11 protein-coding genes are annotated in these 17,701 nt (G+C 72.9%); 5 read left to right on the top strand and 6 right to left on the bottom strand.

What is annotated here, in order from left to right:
• The first annotated feature begins 119 nt into the window (after positions 1-119).
• The 3 genes from NDW01_RS33855 (at position 120) to NDW01_RS33845 (ending at position 10,641) form a co-directional block, all read left to right on the top strand.
• On the top strand, positions 120-6,974 hold the full coding sequence (locus NDW01_RS33855) for a type I polyketide synthase (protein WP_252828420.1): 6,855 nt from the start codon (positions 120-122) through the stop codon (positions 6,972-6,974).
• An 8-nt stretch (positions 6,975-6,982) separates the two neighbouring features.
• Positions 6,983-8,296: a crotonyl-CoA carboxylase/reductase gene (ccrA, locus tag NDW01_RS33850; protein WP_252828419.1), complete on the top strand. Its 1,314-nt coding sequence runs from the start codon at positions 6,983-6,985 to the stop codon at positions 8,294-8,296.
• Between the two features lie 314 nt (positions 8,297-8,610).
• On the top strand, positions 8,611-10,641 hold the full coding sequence (locus tag NDW01_RS33845) for a LamG-like jellyroll fold domain-containing protein (RefSeq protein ID WP_252828418.1): 2,031 nt from the start codon (positions 8,611-8,613) through the stop codon (positions 10,639-10,641).
• A 58-nt stretch (positions 10,642-10,699) separates the two neighbouring features.
• On the opposite strand, the gene NDW01_RS33840 is transcribed toward NDW01_RS33845, so the two are convergent.
• Complete coding sequence (locus tag NDW01_RS33840) at positions 10,700-11,341, bottom strand: maltokinase N-terminal cap-like domain-containing protein (protein ID WP_252828417.1); 642 nt, start codon at positions 11,339-11,341, stop codon at positions 10,700-10,702.
• Between the two features lie 198 nt (positions 11,342-11,539).
• Positions 11,540-12,550 (bottom strand): LacI family DNA-binding transcriptional regulator, encoded by a 1,011-nt coding sequence (locus NDW01_RS33835; protein ID WP_252828416.1) that lies wholly within the window; start codon positions 12,548-12,550, stop codon positions 11,540-11,542.
• A gap of 178 nt (positions 12,551-12,728) precedes the next feature.
• Between NDW01_RS33835 and NDW01_RS33830 the strand changes: the two genes are divergently transcribed.
• Entirely contained in the window at positions 12,729-13,649 is a 921-nt protein-coding gene (locus NDW01_RS33830) for a nitrilase family protein (RefSeq protein ID WP_252828415.1), read from the top strand.
• Between the two features lie 108 nt (positions 13,650-13,757).
• On the opposite strand, the gene NDW01_RS33825 is transcribed toward NDW01_RS33830, so the two are convergent.
• The 4 genes from NDW01_RS33825 to NDW01_RS33810 all read right to left on the bottom strand — a co-directional run bounded on the left by NDW01_RS33825 (position 13,758) and on the right by NDW01_RS33810 (position 15,856).
• Positions 13,758-14,492: an NIPSNAP family protein gene (locus tag NDW01_RS33825; protein WP_252828414.1), complete on the bottom strand. Its 735-nt coding sequence runs from the start codon at positions 14,490-14,492 to the stop codon at positions 13,758-13,760.
• 69 nt (positions 14,493-14,561) lie between these two features.
• Positions 14,562-14,993, bottom strand: coding sequence for an Rrf2 family transcriptional regulator (locus NDW01_RS33820; RefSeq protein WP_252828413.1), 432 nt, complete (start codon positions 14,991-14,993; stop codon positions 14,562-14,564).
• A gap of 67 nt (positions 14,994-15,060) precedes the next feature.
• A complete protein-coding gene (locus tag NDW01_RS33815) occupies positions 15,061-15,249 on the bottom strand; it encodes a hypothetical protein (protein WP_252828412.1) in 189 nt (62 codons plus the stop codon).
• A 91-nt stretch (positions 15,250-15,340) separates the two neighbouring features.
• Positions 15,341-15,856 (bottom strand): hypothetical protein, encoded by a 516-nt coding sequence (locus NDW01_RS33810; RefSeq protein WP_252828411.1) that lies wholly within the window; start codon positions 15,854-15,856, stop codon positions 15,341-15,343.
• Positions 15,857-16,101: 245 nt separating this feature from the next.
• Here NDW01_RS33810 and metG point away from each other — a divergent pair, with 245 nt between their 5' ends.
• Complete coding sequence (metG, locus tag NDW01_RS33805) at positions 16,102-17,676, top strand: methionine--tRNA ligase (protein WP_252828410.1); 1,575 nt, start codon at positions 16,102-16,104, stop codon at positions 17,674-17,676.
• Positions 17,677-17,701: the final 25 nt, after the last annotated feature.

Genomic DNA, 17,701 nt, shown 5'->3' with positions numbered 1-17,701 from the left:
GATAAGGCAGCTGAGAGAAAAGTGACCTTTGTGCGCATCGGGACTCATGCCGGATAAGACACGGTGTTCACTCTTCCGCGTTGTTTCATCAGTGACCGTGCGTAATGGGGGTAGCACAAATGGCGGCTACCGAGCCGGGCGGACCCGGCCCCCGCCGACCGGGAAAACCGGCGATCCGCCGTTTCCTCGTCGACGCCGTGGCGGGCCGGTGCAAGGTGCCCGCCGCCGAGGTGGACCCGGACCGGCCGCTGGACGAACTGGGTCTGACCTCGCGCGACGCGGTCGCCATCGCGGGCGAACTCGAAAAGCTCGTCGGCGCGCGACTGCCCGCGACCCTCCTTTACGAACACCGGACCATCGCCCGTCTCGCCGACGTGATAGCCCAGGGTGAATTCTCCGCTCCGTACGGTGATTCGGTGAATGACACGCCGCCACTTTCGGCCGTTTCCGACGAACCGATCGCCGTCATCGGAATCGGCTGCCGATTCCCCGGCGGCGTCTCCGGTCCCGAGACCTACTGGCGTTTTCTGCTCGACGGCGGCGACGGGATCCGCGAGGTGCCCGACGGCCGCTGGGATCCCTTCGACGACGGCACGCTGGAGGACGTCACCCGGTTCGGCGGGTTCCTCGACGACGTCGCCGGCTTCGACTCGCGGTTCTTCGGCATCACGCCCGATGAGGCCGACGTCATGGACCCGCAGCAGCGGCTGCTGCTCGAGGTCGCCTGGGAGGCGTTCCAGCACGCGGGGGTCGCACCGCCGAGCCTGCGCGGCAGCCGCACCGGCGTCTTCGTCGGCGTCTCCGCCCCCGAGTACGGCTACGTCACCGGGACCGCGCCGTTGCGGCCCTACACCGCCACCGGCGCCGCGCTCAGCATCGTCGCGAACCGCCTGTCCTACCTCCTCGACCTGCGCGGCCCCTCCATGATCGTGGACACGGCCTGTTCGTCGTCGCTGGTCGCGACGCACCTGGCCGTACGGTCGCTGCGCGCCGGGGAGAGCGACCTCGCCGTCGCCGGCGGCGTCAACGTCCTGCTGTCCCCGCTGATCACCAAGACGTTCGACCTGGGCGGCGTGACCGCCCCGGACGGTCGCTGCAAGCCGTTCGACGCGTCGGCGGACGGCATGGTCCGCGCCGAGGGCTGCGGCGCCCTCGTCCTCAAACGGCTGTCCGACGCCCGGCGCGACGGCGACCGCGTGCTCGCGGTCGTCCGCGGGTCGGCGGTCAACTCCGACGGCCGCTCCACCGGCCTCGTCGCGCCGAACGCCGAGGCCCAGGTCGCCGTCCTCCGCGCCGCGTACGCCGGGCTCGGCCGCCCCGACTACGTCGAGGCGCACGGCACCGGAACCCTCCTCGGCGACCCCATCGAGGCCCGTGCCCTCGGCGCCGCCCTGGGCGGGCCGGACCCGGACGGCCGGCCGGTCCTCATCGGGTCGGTCAAGTCCAACCTCGGCCACCTGGAGGCCGCCGCCGGCGTCGCCGGACTGATCAAGGTCGTGCTCGCGCTCGCGCACCGGCGGATCCCCGCGAGCCTCCACTACCGCGAGCCGAACCCGCACATCGACGTCGACGCCCTCGGGCTCGCCGTCGCCGCCGAAGAGACGCCCTGGCCCGAGACCCGCAACCGACCCGCCCTGGCCGGGGTCTCGGGCTTCGGGTTCGGCGGCACCAACGCGCACGTCGTCCTCGAAGCGGCGCCCGCCGAAGACGAACGCCCGCGCCGCCGCCGCGAACCGGCGGTGCACACCCTTCTCCTCTCCGACGTCGACGCCGGCCGGATCGGCCCGTACGCCGCCGGCCTCGCCGACTGGCTGGAGGCCGGGGACGCCGCACTGCCCGACGTCGCCCGCACGCTGAGCCGCCGCTTCGGGCGCGGCCGCGCGGCCGCCGCCGTGGTGGGCCGCGACCGTACGGCCCTCGCCGCGGCACTCCGCGCGCCGCGCATCACGGGCGTCACCGTCGCCCGCGACGCCCCGCCGGTCTGGGTCTTCTCCGGGTACGGGGCGCAGCGGCCCGGCATGGGCCGCCGCCTCCTCGCCGACGAACCGGCGTTCGCCGCCGCCATCGACGCGCTCGACGGGCCGTTCGCCGCGCAGGCGGGCTTCTCGCTGTGGGACACCCTCGAGAGCGGCGAGCGGGTCACCGGCGTGTACCGCACGATGACCACGCTGTTCGGCCTGCAGGTCGGCCTCGCCGCGCTGCTGCGCTCGTACGGCGCCGAGCCCGGCGCGGTCATCGGCCACTCGATGGGCGAGATCGCCGCGGCCGTCGTCGCCGGCGCGCTGTCCCTGGAGGACGGCGTCACGGTCATGACCTGCCGGGCGCGGCTGCTCGACGGCATCGCCGAGGAGGGCGGCGGCGCGATGCTCGTCATGGGCTGTGCGGCCGACGACGCCCTCGCCTACGTACGGACCGGCGCGGACGTCCACGTCGCGGTCCGCTCCTCGCCACGGCAGACCGTCCTCACCGGCGACGCCGGCGAACTGGCGCGGGTCGCCGCCCGGGCCACCGACGACGGGCTGCTCGCCCGCGTCGTCCAGGCGGAGGGCGCGGGCCACTCGCCCGCCGTCGACCCCATCCTCGGCCCCCTGCGCGGCAGGCTCGCGGACGTCCGCGGCCGCCAGGCCGACGTGCCCTTCTACTCCACCGTGCTGGAGGACCCGCGCGAGGCCCCGGCCTTCGACGGCGACTACTGGGCCGCGAACGCCCGCCGCACCGTACGCCTCGCCGACGCGGTCGCCGCCGCGGCCGAGGACGGGTTCACCGCGTTCGTCGAGGTCAACGCCCACCCACTGCTCGCCCAGGCGATCACCGAGACCGCCGACGGCGCGCTCGTCGTCCCCACCCTGCGCCGCCCGCCCCGCCGCCCGGGAGGGGAGCGGCCCTCCGAGGCCGACGACACCGTGACCTTCCACGAGGCCCTGGCCACCCTGACCGTCCACGGCCACCTGCCCGCCCCCACGCCGGACGGTCACGTCATCGACGTGCCCGCCCCGGCCTGGGAGCACCGGCGGCACTGGATCGACGCGCCCCCGCGCGGCGCGACCGGCCTGCACCCCCTGCTCGGCGCGCACGTCGAACTCCCCGGCGAGGACCGGCACGTCTGGAGCGCCGACGTCGGCACGGCGGCCTCACCGTGGGCCGACCGTCCGTTCGGCCACCCCCTGCTGCCCGCCGCCGCGTACGCCGAGATCGCGCTGGCCGCCGGCACCGAACTGCTCGGCCCGGACGCGGCCGTCTCCGGACTCCACCTGCACCGGCCCGTGCCCCTGGACGAGCACACGACCCTCACCACGTCCGTCACCCCGGCCGACGACGACGGCGCGACCGTCGAGATCCACGCCCGCACCCCCGCCGCCACCTGGACCCCGGTCGCCTCCGCCACCGTCTCAGCGGGGCCGCCCCGTCCGGCCGACGAGACCGATGACCTGATCGAGCCCGCGGCCGCCGGGCGGCCGCGCGGCGACCGGCCGGAGAGCAACGGCCACCAGGCCGGCGCGACCGGCGCGCGCGTCGGGGTTCCGCCGGGGGACGGCCCGCCGGCCGACGGCCTCGGCGTGGCCGCCGAGGCCGAGATCGGGCCGGCCGCAGAGGGCAACCGGCACTTCCGGCTCCACCCGGAGGTCTTCGGCCGCTGCCTGGACGCCGCTGCCGACCTGCTCGGTGAAGGCGCCTGGCTGCCGGAGTCGATCGGCGTCCTGCGGGTGCACGGGCCGACGCGGCACGGCGGCCGGTGCCTCATCCGCCTCACCCCGGCCGACGACGGCCCCCTGGTCGCCCTCCGCCTGGTCGGGGAAGGCGGACGGACCCTCGCCGAGGCGACCGACATCCGGATGCGCTCGTACGGGCGCACGGAACTGCCCGTGCCGCTGGGCGCGAAACTCGCCGAGCTCACCTGGCAATCGGCCGACGCGGCCCCGGCAGAGGCTGCGACCATCGGGTCTTCGGCCGCCGCGGCCGCCATGACCGAGGCTGCGACTGCCGGCACAACTGCGGCCGGGACTCTCATGGCCGAGGCTGCGAGCGCAGGGACTTCCGCCGTCGTCGCTCCCACGGTCGAGGAATCGACGGGGGCGGGTGGTGGCGATCCGTTCGTGGACGCCGTCGTGCTGGCCGCCCCCGGTGATCCGATCGCCGGGGCGCTGCCGGACGGAGTGGTCCGCGAGACCGGCGACTGGGCCGGCGTCGAGAGCCTGGCCCGCGACCTGGTGACCGCGGCGGAGGTCCCGGCCCACGTCGTCACCCTGCCGCCCGCCGACCTGACCGACGAGCGCCTCGTCCTCGCGGTGTCCGGCCTGGTACGCGGCCTGACCAGCGGGTCCGTGCCGCCGCGCCTGTGGCTGGTGACCCGGGGCGCCCTCCGCCCCACCGGGACCGGCAAGGGCGACCCGGGACAGGCGTTCGCCGGCGCGATGGTCCGGGTGCTCGGGTTCGAGACGCCGGGCCTGCGCGCCACCCACCTCGACCTCGACCCGGACGGCCCGCCGGACGCGGCCGTCGAGGCGATCGCCGCCGAGTTGCGCGCCCGGCCCGCCGACACCGAGATCGCCCGGCGCGGCGGCAGGCGGTACGTCGCCCGGCTCACCGCCGCCCGCCTCGACGGTGGCCGCCTCGACGGCGGCCGCCACGACGGTGGCCGCCACGACGGCAGCCGCCTCGACGGTGGCCACGTCGACGGTGGCCACGTCGGTGACGGCCACCTTGACGGTGCCTCCGTCGGCGGCGGCCGCGTGGGCGGTGCCCCCGTCGGCGGCGGCCGTGTGGGCGGTGCCCCCGTCGGCGGCGGCCGTGTGGGCGACGGTGTGGGCGGTCCCGGTCAGGGGCGCCTCGTCGGGGGTCGTCCCCGGGGTGGCCGGCCGCGCGCGGTCGTGCGGCGCGGGGCCGCGTACGTGATCAGTGGTGGGTACGGCGGTCTCGGGCTCGTCACGGCCCGGCTGCTGGCCGAGCGGGGTGCGGGCCGGATCGTGCTGTCCGGGCGGAACGGGCCGCCGCCGGAGGCGGAGAAGGCCATCAGCGAGCTGCGCGAGAGCGGCGTCGAGGTCGAGGTCGTCCTCGGGGACGTCGCCGTGCCCGGCGTCGCCGAGCGGATGGTCGCCGCCGCCGGGGAGCGGCTGCGCGGTGTCGTGCACGCGGCGGGCGGGCTGGCCGACCGCATCTTCACCGACATCGACGCCGCCGGCCTGCGCCGGGTCTGGGGACCGAAGGTCGACGGGGCGCACCGGCTGTACGCGGCGACGCGCGGCCGCGACCTCGACTGGTGGGTCGTGTACTCCTCGGCCGCCGCGCTGCTCGGCTCGCCCGGCCAGGGCGCGTACGCCGCCGCGAACGCCGCCGTCGACGCCCTCACCGGGTCGCTCCGGGAGCGGGGCGTGCCCGCGTACACGATCAACTGGGGCACCTGGTCCCGGGTCGGCGGCGCGGCGAACCTGAGCGGCGGTCCCGCGAGCGGCATCGACCCGATCACGCCCGAGGAGGGCGCGGAGGCGTTCGAGGCGCTGCTCGCCCACGGCCGGCCGGCGACCGGCGTGCTCCGCTTCGACCCGCGGCAGGCCGTGGCGGCGTTCCCCGAACTCGGCCGGATGCCGTACTTCTCCGCGCTGGTCGAGGCGCTGCCCGAGGCCGAGGACGACTGGCCGGGCGCGGAGGCGCTGCGCGCGGCCGAGCCGTCCGCCGCCCGCGCGCTGGTCCGGGGACGGGTCGCCGAGCGGGTCGCGACCGTCCTGGGGTTCACCCCGGATCCGGCGCAGTCGCTGACCGACCTGGGGCTGGACTCGCTCGTTGCGGTCCGCATCAAGAGCGCGCTCGAACACGACCTCGGGCTGACCGTGCCCGCCACCGTCCTGCTGCAGGGCGGCAGCGTGAACGTCCTGACCACCTGGGCGCTCACCGAGCTGGGCCTGGCCGACCCGGAGTCGCCGGCCGCCCCGGCGGCGGGGACGCGCCCGGGGTTCGTCGACGCCCGCGACGCGGCCGAACGCCTCGTCATCCGGGTCTTCGAACGCGTCCTCGGCGCCGACCGCGTCTCGGCGACCGACGATTTCTTCGCCCTCGGCGGCCGCGAGGACCAGGCCCGTACCGTCCTGGAGATCCTGGAGCTCGAGGTGGGCCGCCCGATCGACCACGCGGAGCCGTTCGCCCATCCGACGGTCGAGCACCTCGCCTCGGTGATCCGGGCGGGTGAGGAGGAGGCCGCGCGCCGCATCGTCCGGCCGCTCACCCCGGCAACGCGGGGCCGGCCGTTCTTCTGCGCGCATCCGGCGGGCGGGACGACGGGCGTGTACCGGCAGCTCGCCACGCTGGTCGGTGGGCCGTTCTTCGGGCTGGAGCGGTTCGCGGACGCGCCGAGCGTCGAGGAGCGCGCCGCGCGCTACGCCGCGCTGATCCGCGAGGCACAGTCCGCAGGCCCGTACCGGCTCGGCGGCTGGTCCTTCGGGGGCGTCGTGGCGTACGAGACGGCCCGGATCCTCGGCGACGTGGAGCTGCTCGCGCTGATCGACGCGGGAATTCCCCGCCGCGCCGACGACCCGGCCGAGGCCGCCGCCCACCGGTACGCCGACTTCGCGGCCTACCTCAACGAGACGTACGGCCTGGGCGTGGCTCTCGACGTCGAGGAGCTGCGCCCGCTCGACGAGGCCGCCCAGCTCGCCCTCGTGATGGAGCGCGCCGCGCCGCTCATGGAGAAACTGCCGCCCGCGATCCTGCACCACCAGCTCACCTCGCATGAGGACACGCGGTCCCTGGAGGCGTACCGGCCCGAGCCGTACGACGGGCGCGTGGTGCTGTACCGCGCGACCGAGCCGACGCCCTGGACCGTACGGGACGCCCGCTACGAACTCGACGAGACCAACGGCTTCGGCGACCTCTGCCCGCGCCTGGAGGTCGTCCCGATCCGGGGCGCCCACCACCTGAACCTGCTCGATCCGCCCGCAGTGCACACCCTCGCCGGACACCTGGGGGCACTGCTCATCCAGTAGGAGGTTCCATGTCCGATCTGCTCGAAGCGGTCCGCGCGGGTGCCGGACCCGCCGAACTGCTCGCCTGCGAGCTGCCGACGCGATTCCGTGCCGCGCACACGCTCAAGGACGAGGTGGGCATCTTCGACGGCGAGACGGACAAGGACGTCCGGCGCTCGATCCACGTCGGCGAGGTCGAGATGCCCGAACCGGCCCCGGACGAGGCCGTCGTCGCGGTGATGGCCGCGGCGATCAACTACAACACCGTCTGGTCGGCGATCTTCGAGCCGATCCCGACCTTCGCGTTCCTGGAGAAGCTCGGCCGTACCGGCCCGTGGGGCGCCCGGCACGACCAGCCGTGGCACATCCTCGGCTCCGACGCCGCGGGCGTCGTCGTCCGGGTCGGCGACGGCGTGCACAACTTCAAGGTCGGTGACCGGGTCGTCGTCCACGCGGGCGTGATCGACGACCAGGAGCCCGCCAGCCAGGAGGACGGCGTGTCGAGCCACGCCCTGGCCTGGGGGTTCGAGAACAACTTCGGCGCGTTCGGGGAGTTCACGGTCGTGAAGGCCAACCAGCTGATCCGCAAGCCCGCGCACCTGACGTGGGAGGAGGCGGCGGCCAACACGCTGTGCGCAGCGACGGCGTACCGGATGCTGGTCGGCGCGCACGGCGCCCGCATGAAGCAGGGCGACGTCGTGCTGGTCTGGGGCGGCACCGGCGGCCTCGGCTCGTACGCCGTCCAGCTCGTCAGGAACGGCGGCGGCATCCCGGTCGCGGTCGTCAGCTCCGAGGAGAAGGCCGACCTGGTCCGCCGGCAGGGCTGCGAGCACGTCATCAACCGCAGCGAACTCGAACTCGGCGACGAGGGGCTGCGCAGCCCGAAGGCGTGGCGGCGGCTCGGCGAGAGCATCCGGTCCCTCACCGGCGAGGACCCGCACATCGTGTTCGAGTACCTCGGCGCGGAGACGTTCGGGGCGTCGGTGTACGTCGCACGGCGCGGCGGCAAGATCGTCACCTGCGGCTCGTCGACGGGCTACCGGCACGAGTACGACAACCGGTTCCTGTGGATGAACATCAAGAGCATCGTCGGCAGCCACGGCTTCAACTACCACGAGGCCGTCGAGACCAACCGCCTGATCGGCCTCGGCATGATCCACCCGACCCTCTCCGCGGTGTACCCCCTGGAGGAGGCGGGCGAGGCGACCCGAGCCGTCCAGACGAACCAGCACATCGGCAAGGTCGGCCTTCTCGTCGCCGCCGACAAGGAGGGCCAGGGCATCGAGAACCCGGCCCTCCGCGACCGCATCGGCGAAGACAACCTGACGCTGTACCGCCGCTGACCGCCGTACCGGTCACCGCCGCCGAGGGTCTCCGTCGTTCCGACGACGGAGACCCTCGGCATGGGCGGGCCGCACCGGTCGAACAGCCCGCTCGACTCAGGTGAGTGCGGGGCACCGGCCGGCGCCGTCGCCGTTACAGCACTTTCCGTGGCGGTCACGCTGTTGGCTGAGCGTTCGGTATCCGGTATCCGGCGCGCAAGGCCGCCGTTCCATGATCGGCCGTACCGTAGCTGCGCTTGAATTCCGACATTGGAGTACAAATGCACAGCTCTCCTGCGGGCGGCGGCGACACCGGTGAAACCGGATCCCTCCCTATGACGACTCCGAAACCCGACCAGGAGGAGGCGCAGGCGGCGGCCACCGAGCACACCGGGCATGACGAGCACGCGGCCGGTTGCGCCTGCCCCCGCACCGCAGACCTCGACGGGAACGGCATCGCCGCGTCGAGCCGCCGCAGGTTCCTGCGCGGAGCCGGCGTTCTCGGCGCAGGTGCGGCAGCCGCCGGCCTGCTGGGCGCGACGCCCGCGTACGCATCGGGGAGCAGGTCGGGCGCGGACGGCGACCCCTACGGCCAGACCGCGATGACTCCGGCGCCGCGCGGCAAGTGGAGGCCGGACCCCGAGAGCCCCCGGTTCACCCTGGTCGTCATGCCCGACACGCAGTACATGTTCGACCAGGACAGGATTCACCCGGTCCCCATGGAGGCGTCCTTCCGTTACGTCCTCGACCCGAAGGGCCGCGCGGGGGACGGCGACGAGAACATCGTCTTCCTGGCCCACCTCGGTGACGTGACCCAGAACGGTCTCACCGAGGAGTACGCCGCGGCCACCAAGGTGTTCGACATGCTGGACCGTGCGCGCGCCTCGTACAGCGTCCTGGCCGGCAACCACGACGTCCACGGCGACGACCAGCGCGGCGCCACTCCGTACCTGGACACCTTCAGCTCCGCACGGGCCCGCAAGACTCCCAGCTACCACTCCTCCAGCCCGGACGGCTACAACACCTGCCACATCTTCCGGGCCGGCGGCCGCTCCTGGATGCTCCTCGCGCTCGACTGGCGGATGTCGCAGAAGGGCTTCGCCTGGGCCAACGCGGTCATCGCCGCGAACCCGACCCTGCCGGTGATCGTCACCACCCATGAGATCGTCGGCTCGTACGATGACGGCACGGCCGGGCTGTCCGACTACGGGCAGCAGATGTGGGACGACCTGATCAAGAACAACGACCAGATCTTCCTCACCCTCAACGGGCATTACTGGCCGCCCGGCTCGACCGTGATGAAGAACAGCCACGGCAACGACGTGCACCTGCACATCACGAACTACCAGGACCGGTACTACGGCGGTGCCGGAATGATCCGTTCCTATCGTTTCGACCTCGACAGGGGCAGGATCGACGTCGCGACCTTCTCGCCATGGATCCGGGAGCTGGCCGCCAGGCAGGAGGCCAACTCCCTCGCCGCGGAGGAGATGGAACTGACCTCGCCGGTCGACTACTTCTCGATGGCGATCGACTTCGACGAGCGCTTCGCCGGCTTCGCGCCGGTGCCGCCGCGCAAGGCCCGCCCCGCGCGTCAGATGCTGGTACGCGGGACGCTCGCCTACTGGCGGTTCGACAACGGCGGCGCCGCCGGCGGCGACGTCGCTGCGAACACCGTGGTCAAGGACCAGGCGGGGAACGGCAACGACCTGGTCCTGCGCAGCGTGCCGGGCACTCCCGCGCACGCGCTCACCTGGACCGACGACCACCACCCCGACCAGCCCGGCCACGCCGGCCTGGTCTTCGCAGGTCAGGGCAACCCGGTCAGCGGTGCCTACCTCCAGACGGTCGACCGCGCGCCGATCAACCAGGAGACCTTCGCCAAGGGCTACACGTTCGAGGTGTTCTTCAAGGTGCCGGCCGACTGGGACGGAGGGCGCAACGGCTGGTCATCGATGCTGAGCCGTGCGGGCAGCGCCGGCCAGGCCGGAAAGAACGGCCCCTCCGCCACCGCGGACGAGCCCGTCCTCACCCTCAGCCTGTCAAGCTCCATCGAGCTGCAGTGGAACGCCTACCCGCTCAACCAGAACGGGGCGACGACCGCCTGGAGCCACCTGCTGCAGAAGGAACAGTGGTGGCACGTCGCCGTCACCAACGACGGCCGGATCATCAAGCTCTATGTCAACGGCTGCGAAGAGGGACGCAACCCCACCAGCGAAGCCATCGGCCTGACCACCCTCAAGATGCCGTTCCTACTCGGCGGATACCAATGGGCCGGCGCGGTCAACCAGGTCTTCCACGGCACCATCGGCGACGTGCGGATCACCAACCGGGCGCTGTCGCCCCGTGAGTTCATGAACGCCTAGTGGGCGTCAAGGACCGGGCGGCGTCGCGACGACGAAAACCCTCGGCACAGGCCAGGGATCAGGCGTGCACGACCGCGAAGAGTCCCCGCTGGCGGGTGCCGTCCGGCATCCGCCAGGGGCCCGCCAGGTGGCCTACCGCTCCCTCCGGCGTGCCGTCCGGGGCGGGGCGCAGGACCCGGTGCAGGCGGAGGACCGCACCGTCCGGCGCGGACAGCTCAGTGCCCTCTGGGTCGTCGGTGGCACTGGTGAAGTCCGTGGCGGCGAGGCCGTCACCGCTGTAGGAGCGGGTGACCTCCAGGTCGGGGGTGTCGCTGATGCTCTGGGCCTGGGCCTGGACCCGGCCCTCGATCAGAGCCGGCAACCGGCTGACCAGTACCGGGTCGTGGCAGCCGTCGTAGGCCCAGCGCCGCCCCAGCACTCCGTGCTCCATGGTGCCGACGAGGGCGTGTTCGGCCCCGTCGAGCGGGGCGCCGCGGTAGGTGAGCGGCACCAGGTAGGTGGTCGGTCGAGCGCCGGAGGCGTCGGTGACCACCATGAACTCGATCCCGACCGCACCCTGCGGGTCGTCCAGCCGGAAACCGCCCGCCTTGGCCAGGTCCGGTTCGTCGGTGCCGCCGAGGTACCACGGCCGGGAGGGCAGCCAGGAGGCCAGCAGTTCCAGCTTGGTCGGCCTGAGGGTGGTGTGATGGATGACGGCCATGCTCAGGCTCTCTTCCGTTGGGCCGGCGCGATCCTCGCATCCTCCCATCCGCCGCCTGGGCGGGTGCCGGCAGGAGGCTTCGCCGCAGGCGCTGATTCGTCGGTTCCGGCCCGCTATGGATACGCCTTCGCCACGCCCTTCGTACGTCCGCACGAGCAGCCTGCCGGAGATACCGCGGCGCCGTGACCGATGGATCGGTCAGGGGCCCGTCTGTCCGGCGCCGGTCGAGGCGCGAGGTGCCAGTATCGGGGCCAGGCGCTCCGATTCGATCTGCTCGCCCGCCAGCAGTCGGGTCAGGAGTTCGAGGGCCCGGCGGCCGATCTCGTGCATCGGTACGGCGACGCTGGTGAGCGGAATCGGCAGCTCCGCGGCCAGCGGGGTGTCGTTGTAGCCCATGATCGCGACATCGGCGCCGACGCGGAGGCCGTGATCACGGGCCGCGCCGAGAGCGCCGATCGCCGCGAAGTCGTTCACGGCGAAGATCGCGGTGGGCCGGTCCGGCGATCGGAGCAGCGTGTCCGCGGCGGCCCGTCCGCCCGCCGTGTCGAACGCCGAGTGCAGCACCCGGGCGTCCGGGATGCGGATGCCGCTGTCCCGGTAGTGGTCGAGGAAGCCGGCGGTGCGGTCGGCACCGGTGCTGGCGAAGGGCGGGCCCGCGATGACGGCGACGTCGGTGTGGCCGAGGTCCAGGAGATGTTCGGCGGCCAACCGGCCGCCGAGCCGGTCGTCGGGCGTCACCGACGGATGGTTCCCCGCCCTGCGGTTGACCAGGACGAACCGCACTCCGTCCGCGGCCAGGCGGTCGAGGAAGGCGTCGTCGAGGCGGGCATCGCCGAAGATCAGGCCGTCGACGCGTCGCGCGAGCAGCATCTTCGTTCGCGTTCGCCGAACCTCGTCGTCATCGAGGCTGTTGGCGGCGATGGTGGTGAGCCCGCGTTCGCCGGCGGCCTCGTCGATGCCCTCGTAGATCGTCGCGAGCACGAGGTCGGACACGCGGGGGACCAGGACCCCGATGAGCCTGCTGCGCCCGGTGCGCAGGCCGCTGCCGTGGGGGTCGGGCTGGTAGCCGAGTTCGGCGGCCAGGCGGCGGATGCGCTCGGCGGTGTCGCCGGAGGCCGCGCGCGCACCGTCCTCGGCGGGGCCGTTCAGCACGCGGGAGACGGTGGAGATGTGCAGCCCGAGCTGATCGGCGATGGACCGCAGAGTCACCGGGCGAGCCTTCGGGTCCGCCACCGACCCCTCACCTCCTTCGGCACCGGCTCACCCCATGCCGGTCGTCGTGTTCCGGGGATGAGCCGGATCACCCCTCTTGACGGCCTTGTGTACTGGCGTTCATGCTAACCCAAACGTTTGGCCCAAACGTTTGGGCAACGGGAAAGGGCCCGTGATGACGACCACCTCTTCGCAAGGACCATCGGCGCCGGACTCGTCCGTCAGCCCGGTGCGGGTCGCCGTGATCCAGTTCGCCCCCCAGGCCGGCCTGGAGAACCGCGCCGCCAACTCCGAACGGGCGCTCGCCCTGGCGTCCCAGGCCGTCGAGGACGGTGCCACGCTGATCGTCCTGCCGGAGTTGGCGACCACGGGCTACAGCTTCCGCGACCGCGCCGAGGCGTACGACCACGCGGAGAGCGTGCCGGCCGGAGAGACGGTCAGGGGTTGGGAGTCCTTCGCCCGGCGTCACGGGGTGTACGTGGTCGGCGGCCTCGCCGAGCGCGACGGCGTGCGCCTGTACGACACGGCCGTCCTCGTCGGACCGGACGGGTATGTGGGTCGCTACCGAAAGGCGCACCTGTGGAACGAGGAGAAGCTATGGTTCACCCCGGGTGACCTGGGCTTCCCGGTGTTCGAGACGAGGATCGGGCGGATCGGCCTGCTGGTCTGCTGGGACATCTGGTTCCCCGAGGCGCCCCGGCTGCTGGCCCAGCAGGGCGCGGACATCATCTGCAGCGTCAACAACTGGGTCTGGACACCACCGCCGATCTTCGACGAGAGCGGCAGGTGCATGGCCTCGTACCTGACCATGACCGCCGCGCACGTCAACAACGTGTTCATCGCCGCAGCCAACCGGGTCGGAACCGACCGGGGCGCTCGCTTCCTCGGCTGTTCGCTGATCGCCGGGACCAACGGCTGGCCCATCGGCCGGGTCGCCGGCGCCGAGGAGGAGACCATCCTGACGGCCGACATCGACGTCGTCTCGGCCCGCAGCGCCCCGATCTGGACCCCGTTGAACGACCTGATCCGCGACCGGCGCACCGACCTCTACGACTCGATGCTCGGATACACCCGAAGCCCTGCGGCCCCGCGCTGAGTACGGCCGCGATGACCAGGACGACGCCGATCCGGCGAGACGCCCGCGCGGTCGCGGTCCTCCTCGCCGAGCCGCCACTACCCTCGGCCATCCGGGCAGGCGACCACCTCAGCGCAGGAGTGACCGCGCGGTCGGGGTGAGCGTCAGCCGTTGTGGCTCGCCCGTGAGGACGGCCGACAGTCTCGGCAGCACGTCGTCGCGCCACGAGGGCGAACGCTCCAGCAGCCCCAGGTGCCCGGTGAGGTCGTCCCGGTCGGCGAACCGGGCGAACCACACGAAGAAGTTCTCGCCGGCCCGTACGGGCAACGCGGGGTAGGTGTTCTCAGCGTGCTCGGTCTGCAGGTACGCCAGTGGCGCGGCACCCGTTTCGGTCAGCACCGGCCGCACCCGGTGGCGGAAGAACTCGGCGAACTCATCGTCGAAGGGCCGATCGCGGCGACAGAGCGTCGCGACGACGAGCGAGGACGGCCGGTCCGCCGGGCCCACCGGGGGCCGTGGTCCGGCGGCGGCCGGGAAGCCGGAGTCCTCGTCCACGGGCCGTAGCAGGAGCACGTCGTCGGTATCGATCATCGTGTCCCGGGCCGCGTCCCGATGGGCCGCCCAGACGGGACCCCCATAGAAGGCGCGGAGCGAGGCATCCCGGCTGCGCATGTCCGGGAAACCGCGCAGCCAGACGAACCGGTCGGCGGCGTTCACGTCGCGGAACTGGCCGATCACCTCCATGCCGGTCGCCTCCTGGGACTCGACGAACTGCCGATCGAAGAGGTCGATCAGCACATCGCGCTTTCCGTTGTGCAGGGTGTACTGCCGCAGTTCCACGACCTGAGACCGGGGTTCGGTCATCGGGGGAGGTCCTTCCTGTAATCAAAGTTGTTACATTTTTGCCCCGTCAGTGGGGCGGGGCGTACATCGTCAGCCCGCCCGCAAGGTCTGGCGGAGCACGTCGGCGATCGACGTACGGGCGAGTTCTCGCCGCAGGGCCTGCTCGGCTCCCCCGTAGATCGATCCGAGTGCCGGCCGGATGCCCTTGCCGACCGGGCACTCGAGGTTCGGCTCGGTGTGGTGCATCCCGAACAGCGGATCCCGCTCGACCGCGTCGTAGACCTCCTCGAGGGAGATCTCCTCGGGTGGCCGGGCGAGGCTCCAGCCTGCCCCCGGTCCGTGGCGGACACTGACGAGGCCTGCCCGGCGAAGGTCGCCGAGGCTGCGACGGATGATCACCGGGTTGGTGTTGACACTGGCGGCGACCTGGTCCGACGTGAGCTGATCGCGGCCCTGCCGCTGGGCCAGTGCCAGCCACGCGAGAGCGTGCACGGCGATCGTGAGCCGACTGTTCGCCGCCATGACCCACCTCCTGTAACAGATGACGTTACAGCCAGGCGAGGTCCTTGAACTCCCCGCCTGGGCCGGTTCACAGGGCGAGGGCCTCCACCGGGGGCAGGCGGGCGGCGCGAGTCGCCGGGTAGAGGCCGGCGAGCATGCCGATCAGCAGGGCGGCTCCGGTGCCGCCGAGGACCGCGATCGCCGGGATGACCGCGGGCCGGCCGCGCGACGCCGCGTACACCGCGGTGCCCAGGCGCCGAGCGTGGCGCCGGCGCATCCGCCGAGAGCGCAGACGCTCACCGACTCCGCGAGGAACCGGCCGCGGATCCGTCCCCGGGTGCTGCCCAGAGCGCGCGGGAATCGCCGTATCAGCCGTCCGCGTCCAGCACCTCGTTCACGAGGTCGTCGAGGTGGCGGAGCGCCGCGCCCTTCTCCTCCAGGCAGAAGTCGACGTAGTTGACCAGGGCCCATGCGGCGTAGACCCACGCCAGCGACTCGGCGCGGGGAACCGGGCCGAGGGCGTCCCGCCACCCGTTCGGCGAGATGCGGAGGAACGCCGCGGTCATCCCGCCCGCGATCATCGGGAGGACGTCCTCGGGAACGACGCCGAGCTTCCGGATCTTGCGGACGGCGGCGGGGATGAAGTCGAGCGGCGGCTCGGGGAACGTCGCGCCGAGGAACATCAGGAGCGTCATGCAGCCGGTGCGGACGTCGTCGATGGCCTGCTCGCTCGAGAACCGGTCGTGCAGACGCCGGGTTAACCGATCATCCGGTTCGCCCAGCTCGTCGTTCAGCCCTCGGACGAGTTCGACGGCCAGGTCCAGATCACCGAACTCGTCGAGGTACTCACGGTCCGGCGAGTCGCTCTCAATCCTGTCGGTCATGGAACGACGTTAACCCCACCGGGCCTCGCGGGTAACGGATTGGCCGCTCTGCGTGACCGAGAAATCGCCGTGCCGTACCGGGCCGCAGGCCGTAGGGTGGAGGCATGAACACGTCCGTAGGTCAGGTGATGATGCGCCCCGCACGGGGCCGCCGCCACTGACGGACGCACGAAATCCGAGGCCCTGAACACGGGGCCTCGATTCGTTCCCGCGCATCGGAGCCCCGGCTCTCCCGGGAGGTTCCGATGACCCGATCCCACGTCTACGTCACCACCACGATCCCGTACGTCAACGCGCGCCCGCACGTCGGGTTCGCGCTCGAACTCGTACAGGCCGACGTGCTGGCCCGGCATCATCGCCGGCGCGGTGACGCGGTCAGGCTCCAGGCCGGCACCGACGACAACGCGCTGAAGAACGTGCAGGCCGCCGAGCGGGCCGGCGTCCCGGTCCAGGAGTTCGTCGACCGGAACGCGGCGGCGTTCGTCGCGCTGCACCGGCCGCTGAACGTCTCGGTCGACGACGTCGTCCACACGAGCCGCGATCCCGGGCACCGGGCCGGTGTCGAGCGGTTCTGGCGGGCGTGCGAGGCCGCGGGCGACCTGTACCGCAAGCACTACGAGGGCCTGTACTGCGTCGGCTGCGAGCAGTTCTCCACCCCGGCCGAGCTCGACGACGGGCGCTGTCCCGAGCACGGGACCGCGCCGCAGCGGGTGGCCGAGGAGAACTGGTTCTTCCGGCTGTCCCGCTACGCCGACCGGCTGCACGACCTCATCGACAGCGGCCGCCTGCGCATCGAGCCGGCCGAACGCCGCAACGAGGTCCTGGGCTTCATCGCGGGCGGGCTGGAGGACTTCTCCGTCTCGCGTTCCGTCGCCCGGGCCCGAGGCTGGGGCATCCCGGTGCCGGGCGATCCGAGCCAGGTCGTCTACGTGTGGTGGGACGCCCTGGGCAACTACCTGACCGCCCTCGGGTACGGCACCGGCGACGCGGACCTGCGGCGCTGGTGGTCGGCGGCCGACCGCCGGATCCACCTCCTGGGCAAGGGCGTGGTCCGCTTCCACGCGGTCTACTGGCCGGCCATGCTCCTGTCGGCCGGGCTGCCCCTGCCCACGGAGATCCTGGTCCACGGCTACCTCACCGCCGGCGGCCGCAAGATCAGCAAGTCCGGCGGCGCCACCGTCGATCCGGTCGCGCTCGTCGACGCGTACGGCACCGACGCGGTCCGCTGGTGGCTGCTGCGCGAGGTGCCACGTGTCGGCGACGCGGACTTCACCCACGACCGGCTGATCGCGCGCGCCGACGACGAGCTGGCGAACGGGATCGGCAACCTCGTCAACCGGGTGGTCGCGATGCTGCACCGCTACCGCGACGGCCGCCCGCCCGTCCTCCCCGGCACCGATGGCGAGGTCCTCCTCGACCCTGAGGCGCGCCCCCGCGACGCCGGACGGCTGCCGGACGTGCCGGCCGGCCAGGTGGTCGCGGCATGCGAACGGGCGCCGGCGCTCGTCGCCGCCGCGCTCGACGCGTTCGACCTCCGGGCGGCGACGGAGGCCGTACGGGCGATCGCCGACGCGGCGAACCGGTTCGTCGAACAGGTACGCCCGTGGGAGCTCGCGCGCGCCGAACGGGCCGGTGACGGCGACGCCGGCCGGCGCCTCGACGCGGCCTTGGCGGTGCTGTTGCACGCGTGCCGGACGCTCGGTGCGGAACTCTCGCCGTTCCTGCCGGACGCCGCGGATCGCATCGCGAGGCAGTGCGCGGCGGTCGACGGCCGCCTGCCCGCCCCGTCACCGGTCTTCCCCCGGCTCGCCCGCCCGTGATGGCCGGTTGCCCGCCCCGCCATCG

Origin of the sequence: Actinoallomurus soli (genome assembly GCF_024055715.1) — a bacterium.
In the GTDB taxonomy this organism is placed as follows: Bacteria; Actinomycetota; Actinomycetes; order Streptosporangiales; family Streptosporangiaceae; genus Actinoallomurus; species Actinoallomurus soli.
Note: the sequence above shows the minus strand (reverse complement) of the source record. Positions and strands in the feature narration are given on the sequence as shown.

Excerpts from the sequence above, each read along its gene's own strand:
- NDW01_RS33855 (WP_252828420.1), top strand. The coding sequence starts at position 120 with ATGGCGGCTACCGAGCCGGGCGGACCCGGCCCCCGCCGACCGGGAAAA.
- ccrA (WP_252828419.1), top strand. The coding sequence starts at position 6,983 with ATGTCCGATCTGCTCGAAGCGGTCCGCGCGGGTGCCGGACCCGCCGAA.
- NDW01_RS33845 (WP_252828418.1), top strand. The coding sequence starts at position 8,611 with ATGACGACTCCGAAACCCGACCAGGAGGAGGCGCAGGCGGCGGCCACC.
- NDW01_RS33840 (WP_252828417.1), bottom strand. The coding sequence starts at position 11,341 with ATGGCCGTCATCCATCACACCACCCTCAGGCCGACCAAGCTGGAACTG.
- NDW01_RS33830 (WP_252828415.1), top strand. The coding sequence starts at position 12,729 with ATGACGACCACCTCTTCGCAAGGACCATCGGCGCCGGACTCGTCCGTC.
- NDW01_RS33825 (WP_252828414.1), bottom strand. The coding sequence starts at position 14,492 with ATGACCGAACCCCGGTCTCAGGTCGTGGAACTGCGGCAGTACACCCTG.
- NDW01_RS33820 (WP_252828413.1), bottom strand. The coding sequence starts at position 14,993 with ATGGCGGCGAACAGTCGGCTCACGATCGCCGTGCACGCTCTCGCGTGG.
- NDW01_RS33815 (WP_252828412.1), bottom strand. The coding sequence starts at position 15,249 with ATGCGCCGGCGCCACGCTCGGCGCCTGGGCACCGCGGTGTACGCGGCG.
- NDW01_RS33810 (WP_252828411.1), bottom strand. The coding sequence starts at position 15,856 with ATGACCGACAGGATTGAGAGCGACTCGCCGGACCGTGAGTACCTCGAC.
- metG (WP_252828410.1), top strand. The coding sequence starts at position 16,102 with ATGACCCGATCCCACGTCTACGTCACCACCACGATCCCGTACGTCAAC.